Genomic DNA, 23,622 nt, shown 5'->3' on the forward strand with positions numbered 1-23,622 from the left:
GTTATCCACAGCAGCAGTTATGTCCAGTTTTCAGGCCCTGTTATCAACTGCCCTTAGCGGCAGTTATTCACAGGGCTTAATCCACAGAAATCGGATGAACGAGGGAATCGCGGACACGGAAAATCCGCTAAGGAGCAGAAATCTGTCCGGCACTGGAGGAGGGAAATAAGAGGAAGGGAGAACAGACAGACAGGTCGCGAACGGACCTGTCTGTGGACAACGGAAGGATTATTTACCGATGCAGAAGCTGGAAAAGATCCGTCCCAGCAGATCATCGGAGCTGAAAGCCCCGGTGATTTCTCCGAGAGACTGCTGGGCCTGACGCAAGTCTTCCGCCAACAGTTCGCCTGCACCCGCCAAGGTCAGCTGCGCGCGACCGTGTTCTAGAGCTGCGCTGGCATGACGCAAGGCTTCCAGGTGACGACGGCGTGCGCTGAAGCTGCTTTCCGAAGTCTGCTCGTAGCCCATGCAGGCCTTCAGGTGATCACGCAGCAGGTCGAGACCTTCACCGGCAGACTTGGCACTCAGGCTGATCGTCACATGGCCATCGTCACTGACTTCCAGGGCAATGGGTTCACCCGTGAGATCGGCCTTGTTGCGGATCAACGTGACCTTCGACGGATCCGGCCGGGTTTCAAGGAATTCCGGCCACAGGGCGAAGGGATCTGCAGCCTCAGGCGCAGTGGCATCGACTACCAGCAGCACTCGGTCAGCTTCGCCAATGGCTTTCAACGCTCGTTCTACGCCAATCTTTTCCACATGATCATCGGTATCGCGCAGACCGGCGGTGTCCACTACGTGCAGCGGCATGCCGTCGATGTGGATATGTTCGCGCAGGATATCCCGGGTGGTGCCGGCGATTTCGGTCACGATCGCGGCTTCACGACCGGCCAGTGCGTTTAGCAGGCTGGATTTGCCGGCATTCGGACGACCGGCAATTACCACGGTCATGCCGTCACGCAGCAACGCGCCCTGCCCGGCTTCGCGCAATACGGTGGATAACTCGTTACGAACCTTGTCGAGCATGCTCAGCACATGGCCGTCGGCTAGGAAGTCGATTTCTTCTTCCGGGAAGTCGATAGCCGCTTCTACATAGATCCGCAGGCCGATCAGCTGTTCGGTGAGGTTATGCACACGCTGGGAAAATGCACCCTGCAATGAACGCAGGGCATTGCGCGCGGCCTGTGCGGAACTGGCTTCGATCAGATCAGCGATGGCTTCGGCCTGCGCCAGATCGAGTTTGTCATTGAGGAACGCTCTTTCGCTGAACTCACCCGGACGGGCCAGACGGCAACCCAGTTCCAGACAACGCTTGAGCAACATGTCGAGGACGATCGGGCCGCCGTGGCCCTGGAGTTCCAGCACGTCTTCGCCGGTGAATGAGTTCGGTCCGGGGAAATACAGCGCCAGACCTTCATCCAGCACCTGTTGATTGTCACTGAAGAACGGGCCGTAGTGGGCAAACCGTGGTTTCAGTTCGCGGCCGCTGATGGCTTTGGCCGCAACGCTGGCCAGCGGCCCGGAAATTCGAACGATGCCCACGCCGCCACGGCCCTGGGCGGTAGCGACGGCTGCGATGGTTTCACGAGGTGCGCTCATAAACCGGTATCCAGACAAAAATGGCAGATAGCAAAACGCCCCACTAGGGGGCGTTTTGAGTGGTGTTATCCACAGAGTAAGTTACGCCTCGGCTTTTTTCGTCGCCGCTTCGATCTTACGCGTGATGTACCACTGTTGGGCAATCGACAGGCAGTTGTTCACAACCCAGTACAGCACCAGACCCGCCGGGAACCACAGGAAGAAGAAGGTGAAGATGATCGGCATCATTTTCATCACCTTGGCCTGCATCGGATCCGGAGGTGTAGGGTTCAGACGCTGCTGGATGAACATGGTCGCGCCCATGATGATCGGCAGGATGAAGAACGGATCCTTGATTGACAGGTCGGTAATCCACAGCATGAACGGCGCCTGGCGCATTTCCACGCTTTCCAGCAGAACCCAGTACAGCGAAAGGAAAACCGGCATCTGCACCAGGATCGGCAAGCAGCCGCCCAGCGGATTGATCTTCTCTTTCTTGTACAGCTCCATCATGGCTTGCGACATTTTCTGCCGGTCATCGCCATGTTGCTCTTTCAGTGCAGCCAGTTTCGGAGCCACGGCGCGCATGCGGGCCATCGACTTGTAGCTGGCGGCCGACAGAGGGAAGAAGATCCCCTTGATCAGCATGGTCAGGAAGATGATCGACCAGCCCCAGTTGCCGACGATGCTGTGGATATGTTGCAGCAACCAGAAGATTGGCTGGGCAATGAACCACAGAATGCCGTAGTCGACAGTCAGTTCCAGACCTGGGGACAACTCTTTCAGCACAGCCTGGCTTTTCGGACCGGCGTACAGAACAGCGCTGGTCTCGACTTTCGCACCCGGTGCAGCGGTCAGCGAAGGACCGGTGTAACCGATGATGTAGTTGCCTTTGCTGTCTTTACGGGTCTGGACGATGTTGTTTTCGCCCTTCGGAGCAACCCATGCAGTCACGAAGTAGTGCTGCAGCCAGGCTACCCAGCCACCGGTGACGGTTTCCTTGAGTTGACCCTTGTCCATGTCCTTCATGGACACTTTCTTGTACGGCTCGGAACTTGTCCACAGGGCGGCGCCCAGGTAAGTCGCAGTACCGGTAGCAGTTGTGGACGAAGGATCGGCGCTTGCATCGCGTTTCAGCTGGGCAAACATCGAACCGGACCAAGGCTGAGCGCTCTGGTTGTCGATCAGATAAGTCACGGTCACGTCATACAGGCCACGTTTCAGAGTGAAACGCTTGATGTAATTGACGCCGTCCTTGCTGAACTTCAGGTCGACGACCAGTTGGTCCTGACCGTCAGCCAGTTGATAAGTCTTCTTCTCCGAGGAGTAGATCGGACGACCGGCCGGGTTTGCATCCGGACCGTTGGTGCCAATCAGACCGCTCTGTGCCAGATAAGTACGTTCGCCACCATTGTCGAACAGCTGGAACGGAACGTCCGGACGATCCTGACGACGTGGATACAGCGGCAAGGTCAGCTGGGCAACATCACCACCTTGTGGATCGATCGCGAGATCGAGCACGTCGGTCTTGATCTGGATCAGATCCTTGCTGACGGCGACCGGCGTTTCTGCAGGTGCGCTGGTATCGCTTGCGGCGCGCGGAATATCGTCACTGGCGGCAGCATTATTGCCAGTGGCGGTGTCCGGCAAACCGGATGTAGTCGTACTGGAAGCAACATTCTGAGTCGGCAGGGCAGCCTGGCCATAGTCCTGGTTCCATTTAAGGACCATGACGTAGGACACGATTGCCAGGGCGACGATCAGGATCGTGCGTTTGATATCCATGATTACTCGGCCATCGAAGAAGAACGGGAGGTAGGGATAGGTGGAACCGGGTCATAACCACCGGGATTCCACGGATGACAGCGACCTAAACGACGAAAGGTCAGCCAGCCACCGCGCAGAAGGCCATGATTTTCGATGGCTTCATACGCGTAGCAAGAACAACTGGGGTAGAAACGACAGTGACTGGCCATCAGGGGACTAATGGCGTAGCGATAAAACTGGATCGGAACGAGTGCCAGTTTACGCATCTGGACTGTCTACCCCTACAGTTTCGGTTTTGACTGCTGGTACCGGCTTGTTGCGTGCCAGACGTTTCCAGAGTTTGCCGAAATGCTGAATCAATTCGGGGTTTTCTACGTCACCCAAACCTTTGCGCGCGACGATAACGATGTCCCAGCCGACCAGTGAATCCTGGTGCAGGCGAAACGATTCGCGCATAAGACGTTTGAGGCGATTGCGCTCGACGGAGAGCTTGACGCTCTTTTTCCCGATAACCAGCCCGAGACGGGGGTGATCGAGATCGTTGTTGCGCGCAAGGAGCAGGAGATTCTTCCCCGGAACCTTGCCGGTAGGGGAGTCAAAGACTGCCTTGAAATGCCGGGGTGTAAGCAGACGCTTTTCCCGACTGAAGTCCTGACTCACCTCCAGTGCCGGATTATCAAACTGCCAGACGTGCGCGGCCTTTGGCGCGACGACGCGACAGTACGGCACGACCGTTCTTGGTAGCCATGCGAGCACGGAAACCGTGGGTACGAGCGCGTTTGATAGTGCTTGGTTGGAAAGTACGTTTCATGTCGTGTTACCTGGTTCGTCCACAACGGGCCGGAATGGCCCCCGTTTTAAGAGACCGGGGATTCTAGAGAAAGCAAGCCAATAGGTCAATTTCCAACCAACGTTTCCTTATAAATAGATCTTCGGAGCTGCCAGGACCTGATTACGCGGTTTGCCAAAGATAAAAATAAAGAAGGGAATTATTTAAAGCTTTTCTGTAAAGCTTGTAAAAGCTAGGCACGGCGTTCTCTGTGGATAACTGTCTCAAGGCCTTGTTGCAAGCGATGTACAGAGAATGACAACTACACTGGAAAACCGTGTCAAGCCTGTGCTGTGCTGTCGGATAACCTGTGTGTGGAATAGATGGTTATCCACAGGCAGGTTATCCACCGACTTTCGCCCCCAGTTGTCCAGTGTGCTCAGATGGGGTTATCCACAGAGCTTATGCACACACCGTCGGTCGCCTTTTTCTCGTTTAACGCATTGATAAATCATGTCCACCGGGCAACCTGCATGTGGATAAGTGGACGACTGGCCGCTACAATGGCCGCTTGTTTTTGCCTCACCGGCTTTCAACTTAGGGGATATCCGTGTCAGTGGAACTTTGGCAGCAGTGCGTGGAGCTTTTGCGCGAAGAGCTGCCTGCCCAACAATTCAACACCTGGATCCGTCCACTACAGGTCGAAGCCGAAGGCGACGAGTTGCGCGTCTACGCACCGAACCGTTTTGTTCTGGACTGGGTCAACGAAAAGTACCTGGGACGCGTCCTTGAACTGCTGGATGAGCATGGCAACGGTCTGGCACCGTCGCTTTCCTTATTAATAGGCAGCAAACGCAGTTCGGCGCCGCGTGCCGCACCGAATGCGCCGTTGGCTGCTGCGCAAGTGTCCCAGGCTCAGGCCAACGCCGCGCCGGCCAGCTCGCCAGCGCCTGCACCGACCAAACGTTCGACGCAGAAAACCGAGGAAATCAGTGAAGAGCCGTCCCGCGACAGCTTCGATCCGATGGCCGGTGCTGCCTCACAACAGGCCCCGGTTCGCGCCGAGCAGCGCACCGTGCAGGTCGAAGGCGCGCTCAAGCACACCAGCTACCTGAACCGCACCTTCACCTTCGAGAACTTCGTCGAAGGTAAATCCAACCAGCTCGCCCGTGCGGCGGCCTGGCAAGTGGCAGACAATCCCAAGCACGGCTACAACCCGCTCTTCCTTTATGGTGGCGTGGGTCTGGGTAAGACGCACTTGATGCACGCGGTGGGTAACCATCTATTAAAGAAGAACCCGAATGCCAAGGTCGTGTACCTGCATTCCGAGCGTTTCGTGGCCGACATGGTCAAGGCGCTGCAACTGAACGCGATCAACGAGTTCAAGCGTTTCTACCGCTCGGTGGACGCCCTGCTGATCGACGACATTCAGTTCTTCGCCCGCAAGGAACGTTCCCAGGAAGAGTTTTTCCACACCTTCAACGCCCTGCTTGAAGGTGGCCAGCAGGTCATTCTCACCAGTGACCGCTACCCGAAAGAAATCGAAGGCCTTGAAGAGCGCCTCAAATCCCGCTTCGGCTGGGGCCTGACGGTCGCCGTCGAGCCGCCGGAGCTGGAAACCCGCGTAGCCATCTTGATGAAGAAGGCCGACCAGGCCAAAGTCGAGTTGCCACACGATGCGGCGTTCTTCATTGCCCAGCGCATTCGCTCCAACGTCCGTGAGCTGGAAGGCGCGCTGAAACGCGTGATCGCCCACTCGCACTTCATGGGCCGCGACATCACCATCGAGCTGATTCGCGAATCCCTGAAGGACCTGTTGGCGCTGCAGGACAAACTGGTCTCTGTGGATAACATTCAGCGCACCGTCGCCGAGTACTACAAGATCAAGATCTCCGACTTGCTGTCCAAACGCCGTTCGCGTTCGGTCGCTCGTCCGCGTCAGGTGGCCATGGCATTGTCCAAGGAACTGACCAACCACAGCCTGCCGGAAATCGGCGATGTGTTTGGCGGCCGCGACCACACGACCGTGTTGCACGCCTGCCGCAAGATCAACGAACTTAAGGAATCCGACGCGGACATCCGCGAGGACTACAAGAACCTGCTGCGTACTCTGACCACTTGATGAACACCAGCGCAGCTTATTAAGGCAAGGGACTAGACCATGCATTTCACCATTCAACGCGAAGCCCTGTTGAAACCCCTGCAACTGGTCGCAGGCGTCGTCGAGCGCCGACAGACCTTGCCGGTACTGTCCAACGTGCTGCTGGTTGTCGATGGCCAGCAACTGTCGCTGACCGGTACCGACCTGGAAGTCGAGCTGGTCGGTCGCGTGCAACTCGAGGAGCCGGCTGAAACAGGTTCCATCACCGTGCCTGCGCGCAAGCTGATGGACATCTGCAAGAGCCTGCCGAACGATGCGCTGATCGACATCAAGGTCGACGAGCAGAAGCTGGTGGTGAAAGCCGGCCGTAGCCGTTTCACTCTGTCGACCCTGCCGGCCAATGACTTCCCGACAGTGGAAGAAGGTCCGGGTTCGCTGACCACCAGTCTGGAACAGAGCAAGCTGCGTCGCCTGATCGAACGCACCAGTTTCGCCATGGCTCAACAGGACGTGCGTTACTACCTCAACGGTATGTTGCTGGAAGTGTCGACCGGTGTGATCCGTGCCGTGGCTACCGACGGTCACCGTCTGGCCATGTGCTCGATGCAGGCCGACATCGGTCAGCAGGAACGCCATCAGGTGATCGTGCCTCGTAAAGGCATTCTCGAACTGGCACGTCTGCTCACCGAGCCGGACGGTAATGTCAGCATCGTCCTGGGACAGCATCACATCCGTGCGACCACCGGCGAATTCACCTTTACTTCGAAACTGGTCGACGGCAAGTTTCCGGACTACGAGCGCGTTCTGCCGAAGGGCGGCGACAAACTGGTACTCGGCGATCGTCAGGCGCTGCGCGAGGCATTCAGCCGTACCGCGATTCTGTCCAACGAGAAATACCGCGGTATCCGTCTGCAACTGGCAAGCGGTCAGCTGAAGATCCAGGCCAACAACCCGGAGCAGGAAGAAGCGGAAGAAGAAGTCGGCGTGGAATACAACGGCGGTTCCCTGGAGATCGGCTTCAACGTCAGCTATCTGCTGGACGTGCTGGGCGTGATGACCACTGAGCAGGTTCGTCTGATCCTGTCCGACTCCAACAGCAGTGCGCTGGTGCAAGAGTCTGACAATGACGATTCGGCTTACGTTGTCATGCCGATGCGTCTGTAATCAGCTGACTCTGGATGTCGCTAAGTCGCGTCTCGGTCACCGCGGTGCGCAATCTGCACCCGGTGACCTTCTCCCCCTCCCCCCGAATCAACATTCTTTACGGCGCCAACGGCAGCGGCAAAACCAGTGTTCTGGAAGCCATTCACCTGCTGGGGCTTGCCCGTTCGTTTCGTAGCACGCGGCTGTTGCCGGTCATTCAGTATGAACAGCTTGCCTGTACCGTATTCGGTCAGGTGGAGCTCGCCGAAGGTGGCCACAGTGCATTGGGAATTTCCCGCGACCGTCAGGGCGAATTCCAGATCCGCATCGACGGTCAGAATGCCCGCAGCGCTGCGCAACTGGCGGAGATCCTGCCGCTGCAGTTGATCAACCCCGACAGCTTTCGCCTGCTGGAAGGCGCGCCGAAGATTCGCCGGCAGTTCCTCGACTGGGGTGTGTTCCACGTCGAGCCGCGGTTCATGGCCACCTGGCAGCGTTTGCAGAAGGCCTTGCGCCAGAGAAACTCCTGGCTGCGGCATGGTACACTTGACGCCGTTTCGCAAGCGGTTTGGGACAGGGAACTGTGCCAGGCCAGCGCTGAAATCGATGAATACCGCCGCGCTTACATCAAAGCCTTGAAACCAGTCTTTGAACAAACCTTGAGCGAACTGGTTGAGCTCGAAGGTTTGACGCTCAGCTATTACCGAGGCTGGGACAAAGACCGGGAATTGAGCGCTGTACTCGCCGGTTCCGTGCAACGGGACCAGCAAATGGGTCATACCCAGGCTGGGCCACAACGGGCTGACTTGCGTCTTAGATTGGGCGCACACAACGCCGCGGACATCTTGTCCCGGGGTCAGCAGAAGTTGGTGGTCTGTGCGTTGCGGATTGCCCAAGGGCATCTGGTGAGTCAGGCCCGACGCGGCCAGTGTATTTATCTGGTGGATGACTTGCCGTCCGAGCTGGACGAGAGCCACCGTCGCGCGCTGTGCCGCTTGCTGGAAGACTTACGCTGCCAGGTCTTTATCACCTGTGTAGATCACGAATTATTGAGGGAAGGCTGGCAGACGGAAACGCCAGTCGCTCTGTTCCACGTGGAACAGGGCCGTATCACCCAGACCCACGACCATCGGGAGTGAAGGCATTGAGCGAAGAAAATACGTACGACTCATCGAGCATTAAAGTGCTGAAAGGCCTGGATGCCGTGCGCAAACGTCCCGGTATGTACATTGGTGACACCGACGATGGCAGCGGTCTGCACCACATGGTGTTCGAGGTGGTCGACAACTCGATCGACGAAGCCCTCGCCGGCCACTGCGACGACATCAGCATCATCATCCACCCGGATGAGTCCATTACCGTTAAAGACAACGGCCGTGGCATCCCGGTAGACGTGCACAAAGAGGAAGGCGTTTCCGCCGCCGAGGTCATCATGACCGTCCTCCACGCTGGCGGTAAGTTCGACGACAACTCCTACAAGGTATCCGGCGGTCTGCACGGTGTAGGTGTTTCGGTTGTGAACGCGCTGTCCGAAGAGCTGGTCCTGACCGTTCGCCGCAGCGGTAAGATCTGGGAACAAACCTACGTCCACGGCGTACCTCAGGCACCGATGGCGATCGTTGGCGACAGCGAAACCACCGGTACCCAGATTCACTTCAAGGCTTCCAAGGAAACCTTCAAGAACATACACTTCAGCTGGGACATCCTGGCCAAGCGCATTCGTGAGCTGTCCTTCCTCAACTCCGGTGTCGGCATCGTCCTCAAGGACGAGCGCAGCGGCAAGGAAGAGCTGTTCAAGTACGAAGGCGGTCTGCGTGCGTTCGTTGAATACCTGAATACCAACAAGACTGCGGTCAACCAGGTGTTCCACTTCAACATCCAGCGTGAAGACGGCATCGGCGTGGAAATTGCCCTGCAGTGGAACGACAGCTTCAACGAGAACCTGTTGTGCTTCACCAACAACATTCCGCAGCGCGACGGCGGCACCCACTTGGTGGGCTTCCGTTCCGCGCTGACGCGTAACCTGAACAACTACATCGAGCAGGAAGGTCTGGCGAAGAAGCACAAAGTCGCCACCACCGGTGACGATGCCCGTGAAGGCCTGACCGCGATCATCTCGGTGAAGGTGCCGGATCCGAAGTTCAGCTCCCAGACCAAAGACAAGCTGGTGTCTTCCGAAGTGAAGACCGCGGTCGAGCAGGAAATGGGCAAGTACTTCTCCGACTTCCTGCTGGAAAACCCGAACGAAGCCAAACTGGTCGTCGGCAAAATGATCGACGCTGCCCGTGCCCGTGAAGCGGCGCGCAAGGCTCGTGAGATGACCCGCCGCAAAGGTGCGCTGGACATCGCCGGCCTGCCGGGCAAGCTCGCTGACTGCCAGGAAAAAGACCCGGCGCTGTCCGAACTGTACCTCGTGGAAGGTGACTCCGCGGGCGGCTCTGCCAAGCAGGGGCGTAACCGCAAGACCCAGGCCATCCTGCCGCTGAAAGGCAAGATCCTGAACGTCGAGAAAGCCCGTTTCGACAAGATGATCTCGTCCCAGGAAGTGGGTACCCTGATCACCGCGCTGGGCTGCGGTATCGGTCGCGAAGAGTACAACATCGACAAGCTGCGCTATCACAACATCATCATCATGACCGATGCTGACGTCGACGGTTCGCACATCCGTACCCTGCTGCTGACCTTCTTCTTCCGTCAGCTGCCTGAACTGATCGAGCGCGGTTATATCTACATCGCCCAACCGCCGCTGTACAAGGTCAAGAAAGGCAAGCAAGAGCAATACATCAAAGACGACGACGCCATGGAAGAGTACATGACGCAGTCGGCCCTGGAAGACGCGAGCCTGCACCTGAACGAAGACGCCCCGGGCATTTCCGGCGAAGCGCTCGAACGTCTGGTAAACGACTTCCGCATGGTAATGAAGACCCTCAAGCGTCTGTCGCGCCTGTATCCGCAGGAGCTGACCGAGCACTTCATCTACCTGCCGGCCGTCAGCCTGGAAATGCTCGGCGACCACGCCAAGATGCAAGACTGGCTGGCCCAGTACGAAGTCCGTCTGCGCACCGTCGAGAAGTCGGGCCTGGTCTACAAGGCCAGCCTGCGTGAAGACCGCGAGCGTGGCGTGTGGCTGCCAGAGGTCGAGCTGATCTCCCACGGCCTGTCGAACTACGTCACCTTCAACCGCGACTTCTTCGGCAGCAACGACTACAAGACCGTCGTCACCCTCGGCGCTCAACTGAGCACCCTGCTCGATGAAGGGGCGTACATCCAGCGTGGCGAGCGCAAGAAAGCGGTCACCGAGTTCAAGGAAGCCCTGGACTGGCTGATGGCCGAAAGCACCAAGCGCCACACCATTCAGCGATACAAAGGTCTGGGTGAAATGAACCCGGATCAGCTGTGGGAAACCACCATGGACCCAAGCGTGCGCCGCATGCTGAAAGTCACTATCGAAGACGCCATCGGCGCAGACCAGATCTTCAACACCCTGATGGGTGATGCGGTCGAACCTCGCCGTGACTTCATCGAGAGCAATGCTCTGGCGGTGTCCAACCTGGATTTCTGATCCGGGTCAGCGCCAACGAAAAGGCCAACGCACAAGCGTTGGCCTTTTTTATTGCCTGCGATTCACTCCCCTGCCGCCACACTCTCCAACCGATACCCATACCCATAAATCGTCAGCAACTGCCAACCCCGATCCGCCGTCAGCCCGAGCTTGTTGCGCAGGCGATAGATATGAGTGTCCAGCGGTCGCGACGTGGACATTTCTTCGTGGGGCCAGAATCGTTCGTACAGGTAATCCCGTGACAGCGGTCGGCCGAGGTTACTGAACAGGCAATGGGCGAGGCGATACTCGCGCTCGGTCATGACGATCGGTTTCCCGTCGCGGGTGACGGTCAGCTCGGCGTCGTCGAACACCAGGTCGTTGAAACGCAGGACGTCGGCCGGGGCGCTACGTTGCAGGCTGTGTCGACGCAGGACTGCCGCCACGCGGGCCTTCAGTTCATTGGGCCGAAACGGCTTGCTGACGTAGTCGTCGGCTCCGGCATTCAGGGCCTGGACGATATCGCTTTCACCGTCGCGGCTGGTCAGCATGATGGCCGCCGGAGGGGCTTCCATGTGTTCGCGGGTCCAGCGCAGCAGCGCCAGGCCGGTAAGGTCGGGCAATTGCCAATCAAGGATCAGCAGGTCGAAGGTTTCCCGGCGCAGCTGTCGCAGCAGGTCTTCTCCACTTTCGAAGCTGTGCAGTGACCAGGGCTGCCCTCCGGCCTCTGCCATTTTTTGCAGGGTCTGCTCGACCCGTCGCAGTTCGGCGGGTTCATCGTCCAGTATCGCAACGCGCATACGCGGTGGTTCCTTGTCGCTCGGGCAATGGATGCCGGTCTGATCGGCTGACTCCATGCAGTGAAAGTAAGCGGCACGCCGTGGGGTGAGCCGCTATGATTCTTCGGGTCTACGTCCTCAGACCGGCTGCCTATGAAACCATTCAACCCGCCCTGCCCTGTTTCCCATGAATAACCAGCGCCGACACGAAAGCCGTGTACCCAGCCAGGTTCAGCGTTTGTTCCGGCAACTGGTGCGCGAGTGGGTGTGGATAAGTCTAGTGCTGTTGCCGCTGACTGCACTGCTTTCCTGGCGAGCGCAGATCAATTTGCATGACCCGGCGCCAGTCGCTGGCGCGATGTTGTCGATTGCTCTGGTGGCTTGCGTGTTGGGATTGCTTCTGTGGCGCCCGCGTCTGGCAATCTGGGTGACACTCGGCGGAATTGCCTGCGTGCTGTTGACGAGTGCAGGCCTGGCTGAAATACGCCGTTGGTGGTCACCCACGCCTGCGGCGCTGGGCATGCTGTTCGGTTATCTGATCTGGAACTGGCGACGCCTTAGCGTGGTGCTGACCTACTTCGGCTGGGAGCTGGCGCGGCTGGACAGCGAACCGAAAGTTTTCCCTGAACGACGTCGGGCGCAGTTTCCCAGCGCCGACCGCTTGCAGGGGCAGATCATGGCGCTTGAGCAAGCCATGAGTCGTACCCGTGATACCCGCCGATTCATTGCCGACGGGCTGGAGTATCTGCCGGTCGCAACGCTGATCAGCGATCCACGGGGGCAAGTCTTGTTGGGCAACCGCAAGGCCCGGAGCCTGTTCGATCACACTCTGGTGGGCGAGGATGTGCTCGATCAACTGGCGAGCCTGGGCTATCCGGAGTTATCCACAGATCCTCGCCCGTCGCTCTCCGAGCTGCCTCTGCTGGAGTTTCGTGATCACAAGGAACGCAGCCTGCGCCTGGAGCGTGCTGCGTTGTTGCCCGTCGATGGCGACCTGCCGATCGGCTGGCTCCTGAGTCTCACTGACCTGAGCGCCGAACGCGCCGCCGAGGAACAGCGTGGCGTGTTGCTGCGCTTTCTGTCCCATGACCTGCGCGCCCCTCATTCGGCGATTCTTGCCCTGCTCGAGGTACACCGGCATCAGACGGGAACAGATTCGCCGCTGTTCGAACAGATTGAGCGCCAGGTACGCCGGGCGCTGGAACTTACCGACGGCTTCGTTCTGCTGGCCCGGGCCGAATCCGAGGCGTATCAGTTTCAACCAAGCCTGTTCGGGATGCTGGTCATGGATGTGCTGGATCAGGCACTGCCCATCGCCCAGCAAAAGCGCATCGAGCTCTTGAGTGACATGGACGAACAATCCCACGAGCGGCTGATCCTGGCCGATCAGGGCTTGCTGACCCGCGCACTGTTCAACCTGCTGGAAAATGCAATCAAGTACAGCCCGGCCGGATCAACCGTCGATCTGCGTGTCAGTTGCCACAACGACTGGCTGCGTTGTGAACTGACCGATCAAGGCAAAGGCATCGCGGCAGAGGAGCTGCCCGACCTATTCAGCCAGTACCGGCGCTTTTCTTCTGCACAGGGCATCGACGGCGTGGGCCTGGGGTTGTCGATGGTTAAAGCCGTGGTGGATCACCATGGCGGCCGAATTGAATGTCTGAGCGTGGTCGATCAAGGCACGACATTCCGTGTGGAACTGCCGCTGATCGCTGAAGAGCAGGCATAAAAAAACCGGCTATATCAGCCGGTTTCCTTACTTCCGAAAAAAACTTATGCACCTTTTACGGTGTTTTATCAGCTTCGGAAATATATAAGTAAATCAGTAAGTTAATTCAATAATTCAGGATTTTGCGAACAAACCGTACACAGGTTATCCACAAATCTCAGACAGCGATCTGATCGTTCGCAGCCGGTGCCTGAGGGGCCGGAGGCAGCGAGCCCATTTCTCGTTGCGTTTTCTCGTTCCACGCCTGCACCCGGTCATTCAGATCGGCGATGGCGCGCGGGCCACTGCCCTCGGCGTACATCGGCTCACCGATGACCACGGTAATCACACCCTGCTTTTTACCCCAACCAATTTTCGGCCAGAACTTGCCGGCATTGTGTGCAATTGGTAGCACCGGAAGCGCCGCATTCACCGCCAAGGCGCTGCCACTGCGGGAAAACTTGCCGATAGTGCCATGAGGAACGCGAGTGCCTTCAGGGAAGATCAGCACCCAGACATCGTCCTTGAGCAACTCATCACCTTTCGCCGCGACCTGCTTGAGGGCGGCTTTCGGGTTGTCGCGGTCAATCGCGATCGGCCGCAGCATGGCCATCGCCCAGCCGAAGAATGGCACATACAGCAATTCGCGCTTGAGCACTTGGCTCAAGGGCGAGAAATAAGCGGAGAGAAAGAACGTCTCCCAGGTGCTCTGGTGGTTCGATTGAATCACGCAGGGCCGGTCAGGCACGTTTTCCGCGCCTTTGATTTCGTAACGGATACCGAGGAACACCTTGGTCAACCACAAGGCGCAACGACACCAGTACACGTTGATGAAGCGATAGCGCGCCTTGAACGGCAGAAAGGGCGCGATAAAAAAGCTCAGGCTGCACCACAGCAGAGCGGTGGTGCCCAGCAGCAGGTAAAAGAGGAAAATTCTGATGGCCTGCAGTATCGACATGGCGACGTTTACCGTTACGGGCAATGCCCGACTGTTCAAGCGCACTCCCGATCAATCCCTGGTCAGGAACTTCAGAAGTACTCTAGTTGTGGATAAGTTCTGCGGCAATCGCCGCGAGATCGTCAAAAATCAGGGTGCCCACCGGCAAGGTCTTGGCCTGAGTCTTTTCGCCTTTCCCGGTCTTTACCAAAACGGGCTGTGAATCGACGGCTTTGGCGGCCTCCAGGTCACCAAGGCTGTCGCCGACGAACCAGACATTCGTCAGCGCGACGTTGTAATACTGCGCGATGGTTTTCAGCATGCCGGGTTTCGGCTTGCGGCAATCGCAGCCCTCGTCCGGCCCATGCGGGCAATACACGATCAGCCCGACTTCACCTCCCTGCTCCGCCACCAGTTCGCGCAGGCGCGCGTGCATGGCATCGAGGGTGGCGAGGTCGTAATAGCCGCGAGCAATGCCCGACTGGTTGGTGGCGACCGCCACCGTCCAGCCGGCCTTGCTCAACTGCGCAATCGCTTCGATCGAGCCGGGGAGCGGAATCCACTCCTCCACCGACTTGATGTAAGCGTCGGAGTCGTAATTGATCACTCCGTCCCGATCGAGAATCAGCAGTTTCAACAGCAATCCCTCAACCCAGCAGCGAAATGTCGGCAACGCCCAGGAACAGGCCACGCAGACGTGCCAGCAGCGCATAGCGGTTGGCCCGCACATTAGCGTCTTCGGCATTGACCATTACCGCGTCGAAGAACGCGTCGACCGGCTCGCGCAGGGCGGCCAGACGTGCCAGCGATTCGTTGTACTGACGCGCCGCGGCCATTGGCTGTACAGCCTGGTCCGCCTGCTGGATCGCCGAGTACAGCGAAAACTCGTTGGCGTTGTCGAAGTATTTGGCCTGGACTTCAGTCGGCACCGAGCCTTCCACCTTGCTCAACAGGTTCGACACACGCTTGTTCACCGCCGCCAGTGCTGCCGCTTCCGGCAGTTTGCGGAAGGCCTGAACCGCTTGCACACGCTGGTCGAAGTCCAGCGCCGAACCCGGTTTCAAGGCACGTACCGACAGGTAGGTGGCCACATCCACACCTTCGTCTTCGTAACGCGCACGCAGACGGTCGAAGATGAATTCCAGCACTGCGTCGTTCAGGCCGGCAGCCTTGACCTTCGCGCCGAAGGAATTCACAGCGAACGCCACGGCATCGTTCAGGTCCAGATCCAGTTGTTTCTCGATCAGGATCCGCAACACGCCCAGTGCCGCACGGCGCAGGGCATACGGGTCTTTGCTGCCGGTCGGCAGCATGCCGATGCCGAAGATGCCGACCAGGGTGTCGAGCTTGTCGGCGATGGCCACGGCCGCACCGGTCAGGGTGGCTGGCAGTTCAGCGCCGGCACCGCGTGGCATGTACTGCTCGTTTAGCGCCAGGGCGACGTCTTCCGGCTCGCCGTCATTGAGGGCGTAGTAGTAGCCGGCGACACCTTGCATCTCCGGGAACTCGCCGACCATTTCGGTGGCCAGGTCGCACTTCGACAGCAGGCCTGCGCGGGCGGCCCACGAAGCGTTGCCGCCGATGCGTGCGGCGATGTACGCGGCCAGTTTCGAAACACGTTCGGCCTTGTCGTAGACGCTGCCGAGTTTTTCCTGGAACACCACGTTCTGCAGGCGATCGTTGAACGCTTCGAGCTTCTGCTTCTTGTCCTGCTTGAAGAAGAACTCGGCGTCGGTCAGGCGTGGGCGAACCACTTTCTCGTTACCGGCGATGATCTGCTGCGGGTCTTTGGATTCGATGTTGGCCACGGTGATGAAGCGTGGCAGCAGCTTGCCGTCGGCATCCAGCAGGCAGAAGTACTTCTGGTTGTCCTGCATGGTGGTGATCAGCGCTTCCTGCGGCACGTCGAGGAAACGTTCCTCGAACGAGCACACCAGCGGCACTGGCCACTCGACCAGCGCGGTCACTTCGTCGAGCAGCGCCGGCGGCACGATCGCAGTGCCTTCCTGACGGGTCGCCAGTTCTTCGGTGCGTTTGCTGATGATTTCGCGACGCTCGTTGGCATCGGCCAGCACGTAGGCGGCACGCAGGTCGGCCAGGTAGCTCGACGGCGAACCGATGCGCACGCTTTGCGGGTGGTGGAAACGATGGCCACGGGACTCACGGCCTGCCTTCTGAGCGAGGATCGTGCAGTCGATGACCTGGTCGCCGAGCAGCATCACCAGCCACTGGGTCGGACGCACGAACTCTTCCTTGCGCGCACCCCAACGCATGCGTTTCGGGATCGGCAGGTCGTTCAGCGAGTCTTCGACGATGGTCGGCAGCAGACTTGCAGTCGGCTTGCCCGCAATGTTCTGGCTGTAGCGCAGTTTCGGACCGCTCTGGTCGATTTCGCTCAGCTCGACGCCGCACTTCTTGGCGAAGCCCAGTGCCGCTTGAGTCGGGTTGCCTTCAGCATCGAACGCGGCCTGACGTGGCGGGCCGTCGAGGTTGATGCTGCGATCCGGCTGCTGGGTGGCCAGCGCGGTGATCAGCACAGCCAGACGGCGCGGCGCGGCGTAGACGGCTTTGGTCTCGTAATTCAGGCCGGCAGCTTGCAGGCCTTTGTCGATACCGGCCAGGAACGCTTCGGCCAGGGTGTTCAGGGCTTTGGGTGGCAGTTCTTCGGTGCCCAGTTCAACCAGAAAATCTTGAGCACTCATTGTGCAGCCTCCAGCTTGGCCAGTACTTCGTCACGCAGGTCCGGGGTTGCCATCGGGAAGCCCAGCTTGGCGCGGGCCAGCAGGTAGGCTTGGGCGACGGAACGCGCCAGGGTGCGAACGCGCAGAATGTATTGCTGACGCGCAGTCACCGAGATCGCCCGGCGCGCATCCAGCAGGTTGAAGGTGTGCGAGGCCTTCAGGACCATTTCATAGCTCGGCAACGGCAGCGGCTGGTCGAGTTCGATCAGGCGCTTGGCTTCGCTTTCATAGAAGTCGAACAGCTCGAACAGTTTGTCGACGTTGGCGTGTTCGAAGTTGTAGGTGGACTGCTCCACTTCGTTCTGGTGGAACACGTCGCCGTAGGTCACTTTGCCGAACGGACCGTCAGCCCAGACCAGGTCGTAGACCGAATCCACGCCCTGCAGGTACATGGCCAGACGCTCGAGACCGTAGGTGATCTCGCCGGTCACCGGGTAGCACTCGATGCCGCCCGCCTGCTGGAAGTAAGTGAACTGGGTCACTTCCATGCCGTTCAGCCAGACTTCCCAGCCCAGACCCCAGGCGCCGAGGGTCGGCGATTCCCAGTTGTCTTCGACGAAGCGGATGTCGTGGACCAGCGGGTCCAGGCCGACATGCTTGAGGGAGCCCAGGTACAGTTCCTGGAAGTTGTCCGGGTTCGGCTTCAGGACTACCTGGAATTGGTAGTAGTGCTGCAGACGGTTCGGGTTTTCGCCGTAACGGCCGTCAGTCGGACGGCGGCTTGGCTGCACGTAAGCGGCGTTCCAGGTTTCCGGGCCGATGGCACGCAGGAATGTCGCGGTGTGGAAAGTGCCGGCGCCTACTTCCATATCGTAGGGCTGAAGTACCACACAACCTTGCTCGGCCCAGTATTGCTGGAGCGCGAGGATCAAGTCTTGGAAGGTACGCACGGCTGGCGTAGGCTGGCTCACGAAATTCACCTGTTTCTTGGGCTGCGATTTAAAGAGCGGGAGTATACCCGATTCAGTCGCACCTCCACCCCCTGGAGCCTTATGCCACGCTGCTTTTGGTGCAACGAAGATCCGCTGTACATGGCTTACCACGATCAGGAGTGGGGCACGCCGCTACGCGATGCGCAGGGTTTGTTCGAGTTGCTTTTGCTCGAAGGGTTCCAGGCCGGGCTTTCGTGGATCACCGTGCTGCGCAAGCGCGAGCGGTATCGCGAGGTGTTGTTCGGCTTCGACGTACAGCGCGTGGCGCAGATGAGCGACGCGGAAATCGACGAATTGATGCTCGATCCGGGGATCATCCGCAACCGTCTCAAACTCAATGCCGCCCGACGCAACGCCCAAGCCTGGCTGGCGCTGGAAGATCCGGTGGCGTTTCTCTGGTCGTTTGTGGATAACCGACCGGTGATCAATCATTTCAAGGATCGCAGCGAAGTCCCGGCCATCACCCCGCAAGCCGTGGCCATGAGCAAAGGTCTGAAAAAGGCCGGTTTCACCTTCGTCGGTCCGACCATCTGCTACGCGCTGATGCAGGCCTCGGGGATGGTCATGGATCACACTCAGGACTGCGACCGCTACGCGCAGCTCGTCAACGCCGGTTAGAATGGCCGCCTCGCGCACAGCACAAGATCAGGAGTGACCTGTGGAAAAGTTTAAAGGCGCCATGCTGGTTGGCGCTCTGCGGCTGTTTGCCCTGCTGCCGTGGCGGGCCGTGCAGGCCGTGGGTTCGGCCATCGGCTGGATCATGTGGAAAACCCCCAACCGTTCCCGCGACGTGGTGCGGATCAACCTGGCCAAATGTTTTCCACAGATGGACCCGGCCGAACGTGAGCGTCTGGTTGGCCAGACCCTGAAAGACATCGGCAAGTCCCTGACCGAAAGCGCCTGCGCCTGGATCTGGCCGGCCCAGCGTTCCATCGACCTGGTACGCGAAGTCGAAGGGCTCGAAGTGCTGAAGGAAGCGCTGGCCTCGGGCAAGGGCGTGGTCGGTATCACCAGCCACCTGGGCAACTGGGAAGTGCTCAACCACTTCTATTGCAGCCAGTGCAAACCGATCATTTTCTACCGGCCGCCGAAGCTCAAGGCTGTGGATGAATTGCTGCGCAAACAACGCGTGCAACTGGGCAACAAGGTCGCCGCGTCGACCAAGGAAGGCATCCTCAGTGTCATCAAGGAAGTGCGCAAGGGTGGTCAGGTGGGGATTCCTGCGGATCCGGAGCCGGCCGAATCCGCCGGGATCTTCGTGCCGTTTTTCGCCACCCAGGCCCTGACCAGCAAGTTCGTACCGAACATGCTCGCCGGGGGCAAAGCTGTTGGGGTGTTCCTGCATGCCCTGCGTCTGCCGGACGGTTCCGGCTACAAGGTGATCCTCGAAGCGGCGCCGGAAGCCATGTACAGCACCGACACCGAAACCTCCTGCGCGGCGATGAGTCAGGTGGTCGAGCGTTACGTGGCGGCTTATCCGAGCCAGTACATGTGGAGCATGAAGCGCTTCAAGAAGCGTCCGCCAGGCGAGGCGCGCTGGTACTGATCGGCGAGAGGCGTTTGTGGATAACCTGACCCAAACGGGTTATCCACAGCCGTCACGGCTTCTGCCGATCAAGCTTTTTCAGAAACACCGTCATTTCCTTCTCGGCCTGCTTGTCGCCATGGGCCCGCGCCGCCTCCATCCCCTGCTCCCATGCTTGCCGCGCGGCCGGCAGATCACCCAGCGCCAGTTGCGCCTTGCCCAATAGTTTCCACGCCGCCGAATATTTGGGATCGAAGCCGACGCAACGCTGCAAATGCTCGGCCGCCTTCGCGTTCTCCCCCAGATCCAGATAACCCTTGCCGAGGCCAAAGCGCAGCAGCGAGTTATCCACACCCTTGGCGAGCATTTTTTCCAGGGATTCGATCATCGGTCTCGCCTCTTGGTCGGTCAGAAGAAACTCAGGCCCACGTGGAACAGCTTCTCCACATCGCGAATATGCTTTTTATCCACAAGGAACAGAATCACATGGTCGCCTGCGGCAATCACCGTGTCGTCGTGGGCGATGATCACTTCTTCATCGCGGATGATCGCGCCGATGGTGGTTCCCGGCGGCAGCGCGATGTTTTCGATAGCCTTGCCGATGACCTTGCTCGACTTCGAATCGCCATGGGCCACCGCCTCGATGGCTTCCGCCGCCCCCCGGCGCAACGAGTGCACGCTGACGATATCGCCGCGGCGCACGTGGGCCAGCAAGGTGCCGATGGTCGCCAGTTGCGGGCTGATGGCGATGTCGATGTCGCCGCCCTGGATCAGGTCGACGTAGGCCGGGTTGTTGATGATCGTCATCACCTTCTTCGCGCCCAGACGCTTGGCCAGCAGCGACGACATGATGTTGGCTTCGTCATCGTTGGTCAGGGCGAGGAAGATGTCCGCGTCGGCGATGTTCTCTTCCAGCAGCAGGTCGCGATCCGACGCGCTGCCCTGCAGCACCACGGTGCTGTCGAGGGTGTCGGAGAGATAGCGGCAGCGCGCCGGGTTCATCTCGATGATCTTTACCTGGTAGCGGCTTTCGATAGCCTCGGCCAAGCGTTCGCCGATCTGCCCGCCGCCGGCGATGACGATGCGTTTGTAGGTTTCGTCGAGACGACGCATTTCGCTCATCACGGCGCGAATGTTCTCACGGGCAGCGATGAAGAAGACTTCGTCGTCGGCCTCGATCACTGTGTTGCCCTGAGGAAGAATCGGACGGTCGCGGCGGAAGATCGCCGCCACCCGCGTTTCCACATTCGGCATGTGTTCGCGCAACTGGCGCAGTTGCTGCCCCACCAGCGGCCCGCCGTAATAGGCGCGCACTGCGACGAGTTGCGCCTGGCCTTCGGCGAAATCGATCACCTGCAAGGCGCCGGGATGCTGGATCAGACGCTTGATGTAGTTGGTGACGACCTGCTCGGGACTGATCAGCACGTCGACCGGAATCGCCTCGTTCTGGAACAGTTGCTCCTCGCGGGTCAGGTACGACGCTTCGCGCACCCGGGCAATCTTGGTCGGGGTGTGAAACAGGGTGTGGGCGACCTGACAGGCGACCATGTTGGTTTCGTCGCTGTTGGTCACCGCGACCAGCATGTCGGCGTCGTCGGCACCGGCCTGACGCAGAATGTTCGGCAACGAGCCACGGCCCTGCACGGTGCGAATGTCGAGGCGATCGCCAAGATCGCGCAGACGGTCGCCGTCAGTGTCGACCACCGTGATGTCGTTGGCCTCGCTGGCCAGATGTTCAGCCAGCGAACCGCCGACCTGTCCCGCACCGAGGATGATGATTTTCATCCAGTCACTCCATTGAAACCGTTTAGCCGCGCGCGGCAGCGATCTTGATCAGCTTGGCGTAGTAGAACCCGTCATGCCCGCCCTGCCGGGCCAGCAATTGGCGACCATGGGGCTGCTTGATGCCCGCTGCGGTGGCCAGATCCAGCTCCCGGGCACCCGGCGTACGCTCAAGGAACGCGGCGATCACTTCGGTGTTCTCGGTCGGCAAGGTCGAGCAGGTGGCGTAGAGCAGGATGCCGCCCACTTCGAGGGTTTTCCACATGGCGTCGAGCAGTTCGCCTTGCAGTTGCGCGAGGGCGGCGATGTCGTCGGCCTGACGGGTCAGCTTGATGTCCGGATGGCGGCGGATCACGCCGGTGGCCGAGCACGGCGCGTCGAGCAGGATGCGCTGGAACGGTTTGCCATCCCACCACGCTGCCGTGTCGCGACCGTCGGCAGCGATCAGTTCGGCGTTCAGACCGAGGCGTTCGAGGTTTTCCTTCACCCGCACCAGACGCTTGGCTTCCAGATCCACCGCCACCACGCCGGCCAGTGCCGGTTCGGCTTCGAGGATGTGGCACGTCTTGCCGCCCGGCGCACAGCAGGCGTCCAGCACTCGCTGGCCTGGCGCGAGGTCGAGCAGGTCGGCGGCCAGTTGCGCGGCTTCGTCCTGCACGCTGATCCAGCCTTCGGCGAAGCCCGGCAGGCTGCGCACGTCGGCAGCAGCGTCGAGGACGATACCGTCGCGGCTGAAAGTGCACGGCTGCGCGGCGATCCCGGCTTCAGTCAGCAGACCCAGGTACGCGTCACGGCTGTGATGACGGCGGTTGACCCGCAGGATCATCGGCGGGTGCGCGTTGTTGGCTTCGCAGATCGCTTCCCATTGCTCAGGCCAGAAGGCCTTCAGGGATTTTTGCAGCCAGCGCGGGTGAGCAGTGCGCACCACCGGATCGCGCTCCAGTTCGGCGAAGATCGCCTCGTGTTCGCGCTGGGCATTGCGCAGTACGGCGTTGAGCAGACCTTTCGCCCAAGGCTTTTTCAGCTTGTCGGCGCAACCGACGGTTTCCCCAATGGCGGCGTGCGGCGGGACGCGGGTGTAGAGCAGTTGATAGAGACCGACCAGCAGCAATGCCTCGACATCGGCGTCCGCCGCCTTGAACGGTTTCTGCAAAAGTTTTTCCGCCAGCGCCGACAAACGTGGCTGCCAGCGGGCGGTGCCGAATGCCAGGTCCTGGGTGAAACCGCGATCGCGTTCCTCGACCTTGTCCAGTTGCGTCGGCAGGGAGCTGTTGAGCGAAGCCTTGCCACTGAGGACAGCGGCGAGTGCCTTGGCGGCGGCCAGACGCGGGTTCATTGTGCGTCCACCACTGCGCCCAGCACGGTGCCGGTGGCGAATTTCTCACGACGGCTGTTGAACAGATCGCTGAAGTTCAGCGCCTTGCCGCCGGGCAATTGCAGACGGGTCAGGCACAGCGCCTGCTCGCCACAGGCGACGAGCAAACCGTCCTTGCTGGCGCCGAGGATGGTGCCCGGTGCGCCTTTGCCTTCGGCCAGTGTCGCCGCCAGCACTTTCAGCGCTTCGCCGTTGAGCGTGCTGTGGGTGATCGGCCATGGATTGAAGGCACGGACCAGACGTTCCAGCTCGATGGCCGGGCGGCTCCAGTCGATGCGTGCTTCGTCCTTGTTCAGTTTGTGCGCGTAGGTGGCGAGGTCGTCGTTCTGCACTTCGCCTTCCAGGGTGCCGGCGGCCAGACCGGCAATTGCTTGCACCACGGCGGGCGGGCCCATTTCGGCAAGACGGTCATGGAGGCTGCCACCGGTGTCTTCGGCGCTGATCGGGGTCACGACTTTAAGCAGCATCGGCCCGGTATCGAGGCCCGCTTCCATGCGCATCACGGTCACGCCGCTTTCGGCGTCGCCCGCTTCCACGGCGCGCTGGATCGGCGCCGCACCGCGCCAGCGCGGCAGCAGCGAGGCGTGACTGTTGATGCAGCCCAGGCGCGGAATATCCAGCACCGCTTGCGGCAGGATCAGGCCGTAGGCGACCACCACCATCAAGTCAGGCTTCAGCGCAGCGAGCTCGGCCTGAGCGTCAGCATTGCGCAGGGTCGGCGGCTGCAACACCTGGATATTGTTTTCCAACGCTAACTGTTTGACCGGGCTCGGCATCAGTTTTTGCCCGCGACCGGCCGGGCGATCCGGTTGGGTGTAGACCGCAACGATCTCGTAAGGGCTGTCCAGCAGGGCCTTGAGGTGTTCGGCGGCGAATTCCGGGGTGCCGGCAAAAACGATGCGCAGTGGCTCAGTCATGGGGGAGTCTCATAAAAAGAAAAAGGC

At 59.8% G+C, this 23,622-nt stretch carries 21 protein-coding genes; 7 read left to right on the forward strand and 14 right to left on the reverse strand.

Annotation, left to right across the window (positions count from 1 at the left end; translation table 11 throughout):
- Positions 1 to 228 precede the first annotated feature (228 nt).
- From mnmE to rpmH, 5 genes are all read right to left on the reverse strand, one after another.
- On the reverse strand, positions 229 to 1,599 hold the full coding sequence (gene mnmE, locus CAF63_RS15545) for a tRNA uridine-5-carboxymethylaminomethyl(34) synthesis GTPase MnmE (RefSeq protein ID WP_085686136.1): 1,371 nt from the start codon (positions 1,597 to 1,599) through the stop codon (positions 229 to 231).
- A gap of 81 nt (positions 1,600 to 1,680) precedes the next feature.
- A complete protein-coding gene (gene yidC / locus CAF63_RS15550) occupies positions 1,681 to 3,363 on the reverse strand; it encodes a membrane protein insertase YidC (RefSeq protein ID WP_007954136.1) in 1,683 nt (560 codons plus the stop codon).
- Between the two features lie 2 nt (positions 3,364 to 3,365).
- Positions 3,366 to 3,611 (reverse strand): membrane protein insertion efficiency factor YidD, encoded by a 246-nt coding sequence (gene yidD / locus CAF63_RS15555; RefSeq protein WP_010465488.1) that lies wholly within the window; start codon positions 3,609 to 3,611, stop codon positions 3,366 to 3,368.
- A complete protein-coding gene (rnpA, locus tag CAF63_RS15560; protein WP_011336726.1) occupies positions 3,604 to 4,005 on the reverse strand; it encodes a ribonuclease P protein component in 402 nt (133 codons plus the stop codon). Before rnpA ends, yidD begins: the two co-directional genes overlap by 8 nt.
- Before the next feature lie 16 nt (positions 4,006 to 4,021).
- On the reverse strand, positions 4,022 to 4,156 hold the full coding sequence (rpmH, locus tag CAF63_RS15565) for a 50S ribosomal protein L34 (RefSeq protein ID WP_003213577.1): 135 nt from the start codon (positions 4,154 to 4,156) through the stop codon (positions 4,022 to 4,024).
- A gap of 568 nt (positions 4,157 to 4,724) precedes the next feature.
- Here rpmH and dnaA point away from each other — a divergent pair.
- The 4 genes from dnaA to gyrB are packed head-to-tail and all read left to right on the forward strand — an operon-like array spanning position 4,725 to position 10,920.
- Positions 4,725 to 6,236 carry a chromosomal replication initiator protein DnaA gene (gene dnaA, locus CAF63_RS15570; protein ID WP_085686138.1) on the forward strand — a complete coding sequence of 504 codons (1,512 nt, stop codon included), beginning with the start codon at positions 4,725 to 4,727 and terminating at the stop codon, positions 6,234 to 6,236.
- A gap of 39 nt (positions 6,237 to 6,275) precedes the next feature.
- A complete protein-coding gene (dnaN, locus tag CAF63_RS15575; RefSeq protein WP_007954131.1) occupies positions 6,276 to 7,379 on the forward strand; it encodes a DNA polymerase III subunit beta in 1,104 nt (367 codons plus the stop codon).
- Between the two features lie 14 nt (positions 7,380 to 7,393).
- Positions 7,394 to 8,497, forward strand: a complete 1,104-nt coding sequence (gene recF, locus CAF63_RS15580) for a DNA replication/repair protein RecF (protein WP_003220208.1) — start codon at positions 7,394 to 7,396, stop codon at positions 8,495 to 8,497.
- 5 nt (positions 8,498 to 8,502) lie between these two features.
- Positions 8,503 to 10,920, forward strand: coding sequence for a DNA topoisomerase (ATP-hydrolyzing) subunit B (gene gyrB / locus CAF63_RS15585; RefSeq protein WP_085686140.1), 2,418 nt, complete (start codon positions 8,503 to 8,505; stop codon positions 10,918 to 10,920).
- Positions 10,921 to 10,982: 62 nt separating this feature from the next.
- On the opposite strand, the gene CAF63_RS15590 is transcribed toward gyrB, so the two are convergent.
- Positions 10,983 to 11,699, reverse strand: coding sequence for a response regulator transcription factor (locus CAF63_RS15590; protein ID WP_085686142.1), 717 nt, complete (start codon positions 11,697 to 11,699; stop codon positions 10,983 to 10,985).
- 166 nt (positions 11,700 to 11,865) lie between these two features.
- Here CAF63_RS15590 and CAF63_RS15595 point away from each other — a divergent pair, with 166 nt between their 5' ends.
- Positions 11,866 to 13,407 (forward strand): HAMP domain-containing sensor histidine kinase, encoded by a 1,542-nt coding sequence (locus CAF63_RS15595; protein ID WP_085686144.1) that lies wholly within the window; start codon positions 11,866 to 11,868, stop codon positions 13,405 to 13,407.
- Between the two features lie 157 nt (positions 13,408 to 13,564).
- On the opposite strand, the gene CAF63_RS15600 is transcribed toward CAF63_RS15595, so the two are convergent.
- The 4 genes from CAF63_RS15600 to glyQ form a co-directional block, all read right to left on the reverse strand.
- Complete coding sequence (locus CAF63_RS15600; RefSeq protein ID WP_085686146.1) at positions 13,565 to 14,344, reverse strand: 1-acyl-sn-glycerol-3-phosphate acyltransferase; 780 nt, start codon at positions 14,342 to 14,344, stop codon at positions 13,565 to 13,567.
- 82 nt (positions 14,345 to 14,426) lie between these two features.
- On the reverse strand, positions 14,427 to 14,966 hold the full coding sequence (gmhB, locus tag CAF63_RS15605) for a D-glycero-beta-D-manno-heptose 1,7-bisphosphate 7-phosphatase (RefSeq protein ID WP_178081293.1): 540 nt from the start codon (positions 14,964 to 14,966) through the stop codon (positions 14,427 to 14,429).
- A 4-nt stretch (positions 14,967 to 14,970) separates the two neighbouring features.
- On the reverse strand, positions 14,971 to 17,025 hold the full coding sequence (gene glyS / locus CAF63_RS15610) for a glycine--tRNA ligase subunit beta (protein WP_085686150.1): 2,055 nt from the start codon (positions 17,023 to 17,025) through the stop codon (positions 14,971 to 14,973).
- Entirely contained in the window at positions 17,022 to 17,975 is a 954-nt protein-coding gene (gene glyQ / locus CAF63_RS15615) for a glycine--tRNA ligase subunit alpha (RefSeq protein ID WP_003187265.1), read from the reverse strand. Before glyQ ends, glyS begins: the two co-directional genes overlap by 4 nt.
- 81 nt (positions 17,976 to 18,056) lie before the next feature.
- Between glyQ and tag the strand changes: the two genes are divergently transcribed.
- Positions 18,057 to 18,614 (forward strand): DNA-3-methyladenine glycosylase I, encoded by a 558-nt coding sequence (gene tag, locus CAF63_RS15620; protein WP_007954111.1) that lies wholly within the window; start codon positions 18,057 to 18,059, stop codon positions 18,612 to 18,614.
- A 40-nt stretch (positions 18,615 to 18,654) separates the two neighbouring features.
- Positions 18,655 to 19,542, forward strand: coding sequence for a lysophospholipid acyltransferase (locus CAF63_RS15625; RefSeq protein ID WP_064379631.1), 888 nt, complete (start codon positions 18,655 to 18,657; stop codon positions 19,540 to 19,542).
- A 52-nt stretch (positions 19,543 to 19,594) separates the two neighbouring features.
- On the opposite strand, the gene CAF63_RS15630 is transcribed toward CAF63_RS15625, so the two are convergent.
- From CAF63_RS15630 to fmt, 4 genes are read right to left on the reverse strand one after another with little or no spacing between them, the layout of a single operon-like run.
- Positions 19,595 to 19,909, reverse strand: a complete 315-nt coding sequence (locus CAF63_RS15630; protein WP_085686152.1) for a tetratricopeptide repeat protein — start codon at positions 19,907 to 19,909, stop codon at positions 19,595 to 19,597.
- Positions 19,910 to 19,929: 20 nt separating this feature from the next.
- Positions 19,930 to 21,306 (reverse strand): Trk system potassium transporter TrkA, encoded by a 1,377-nt coding sequence (gene trkA / locus CAF63_RS15635; RefSeq protein WP_085686154.1) that lies wholly within the window; start codon positions 21,304 to 21,306, stop codon positions 19,930 to 19,932.
- A gap of 22 nt (positions 21,307 to 21,328) precedes the next feature.
- Positions 21,329 to 22,639 carry a 16S rRNA (cytosine(967)-C(5))-methyltransferase RsmB gene (gene rsmB / locus CAF63_RS15640; protein WP_085686156.1) on the reverse strand — a complete coding sequence of 437 codons (1,311 nt, stop codon included), beginning with the start codon at positions 22,637 to 22,639 and terminating at the stop codon, positions 21,329 to 21,331.
- Positions 22,636 to 23,595, reverse strand: coding sequence for a methionyl-tRNA formyltransferase (gene fmt / locus CAF63_RS15645; RefSeq protein WP_085686158.1), 960 nt, complete (start codon positions 23,593 to 23,595; stop codon positions 22,636 to 22,638). The genes rsmB and fmt overlap by 4 nt, the downstream gene beginning before the upstream one ends.
- Positions 23,596 to 23,622 lie beyond the last annotated feature (27 nt).

Source organism: Pseudomonas sp. B20(2017), assembly GCF_002113125.1.
GTDB lineage: Bacteria > Pseudomonadota > Gammaproteobacteria > Pseudomonadales > Pseudomonadaceae > Aquipseudomonas.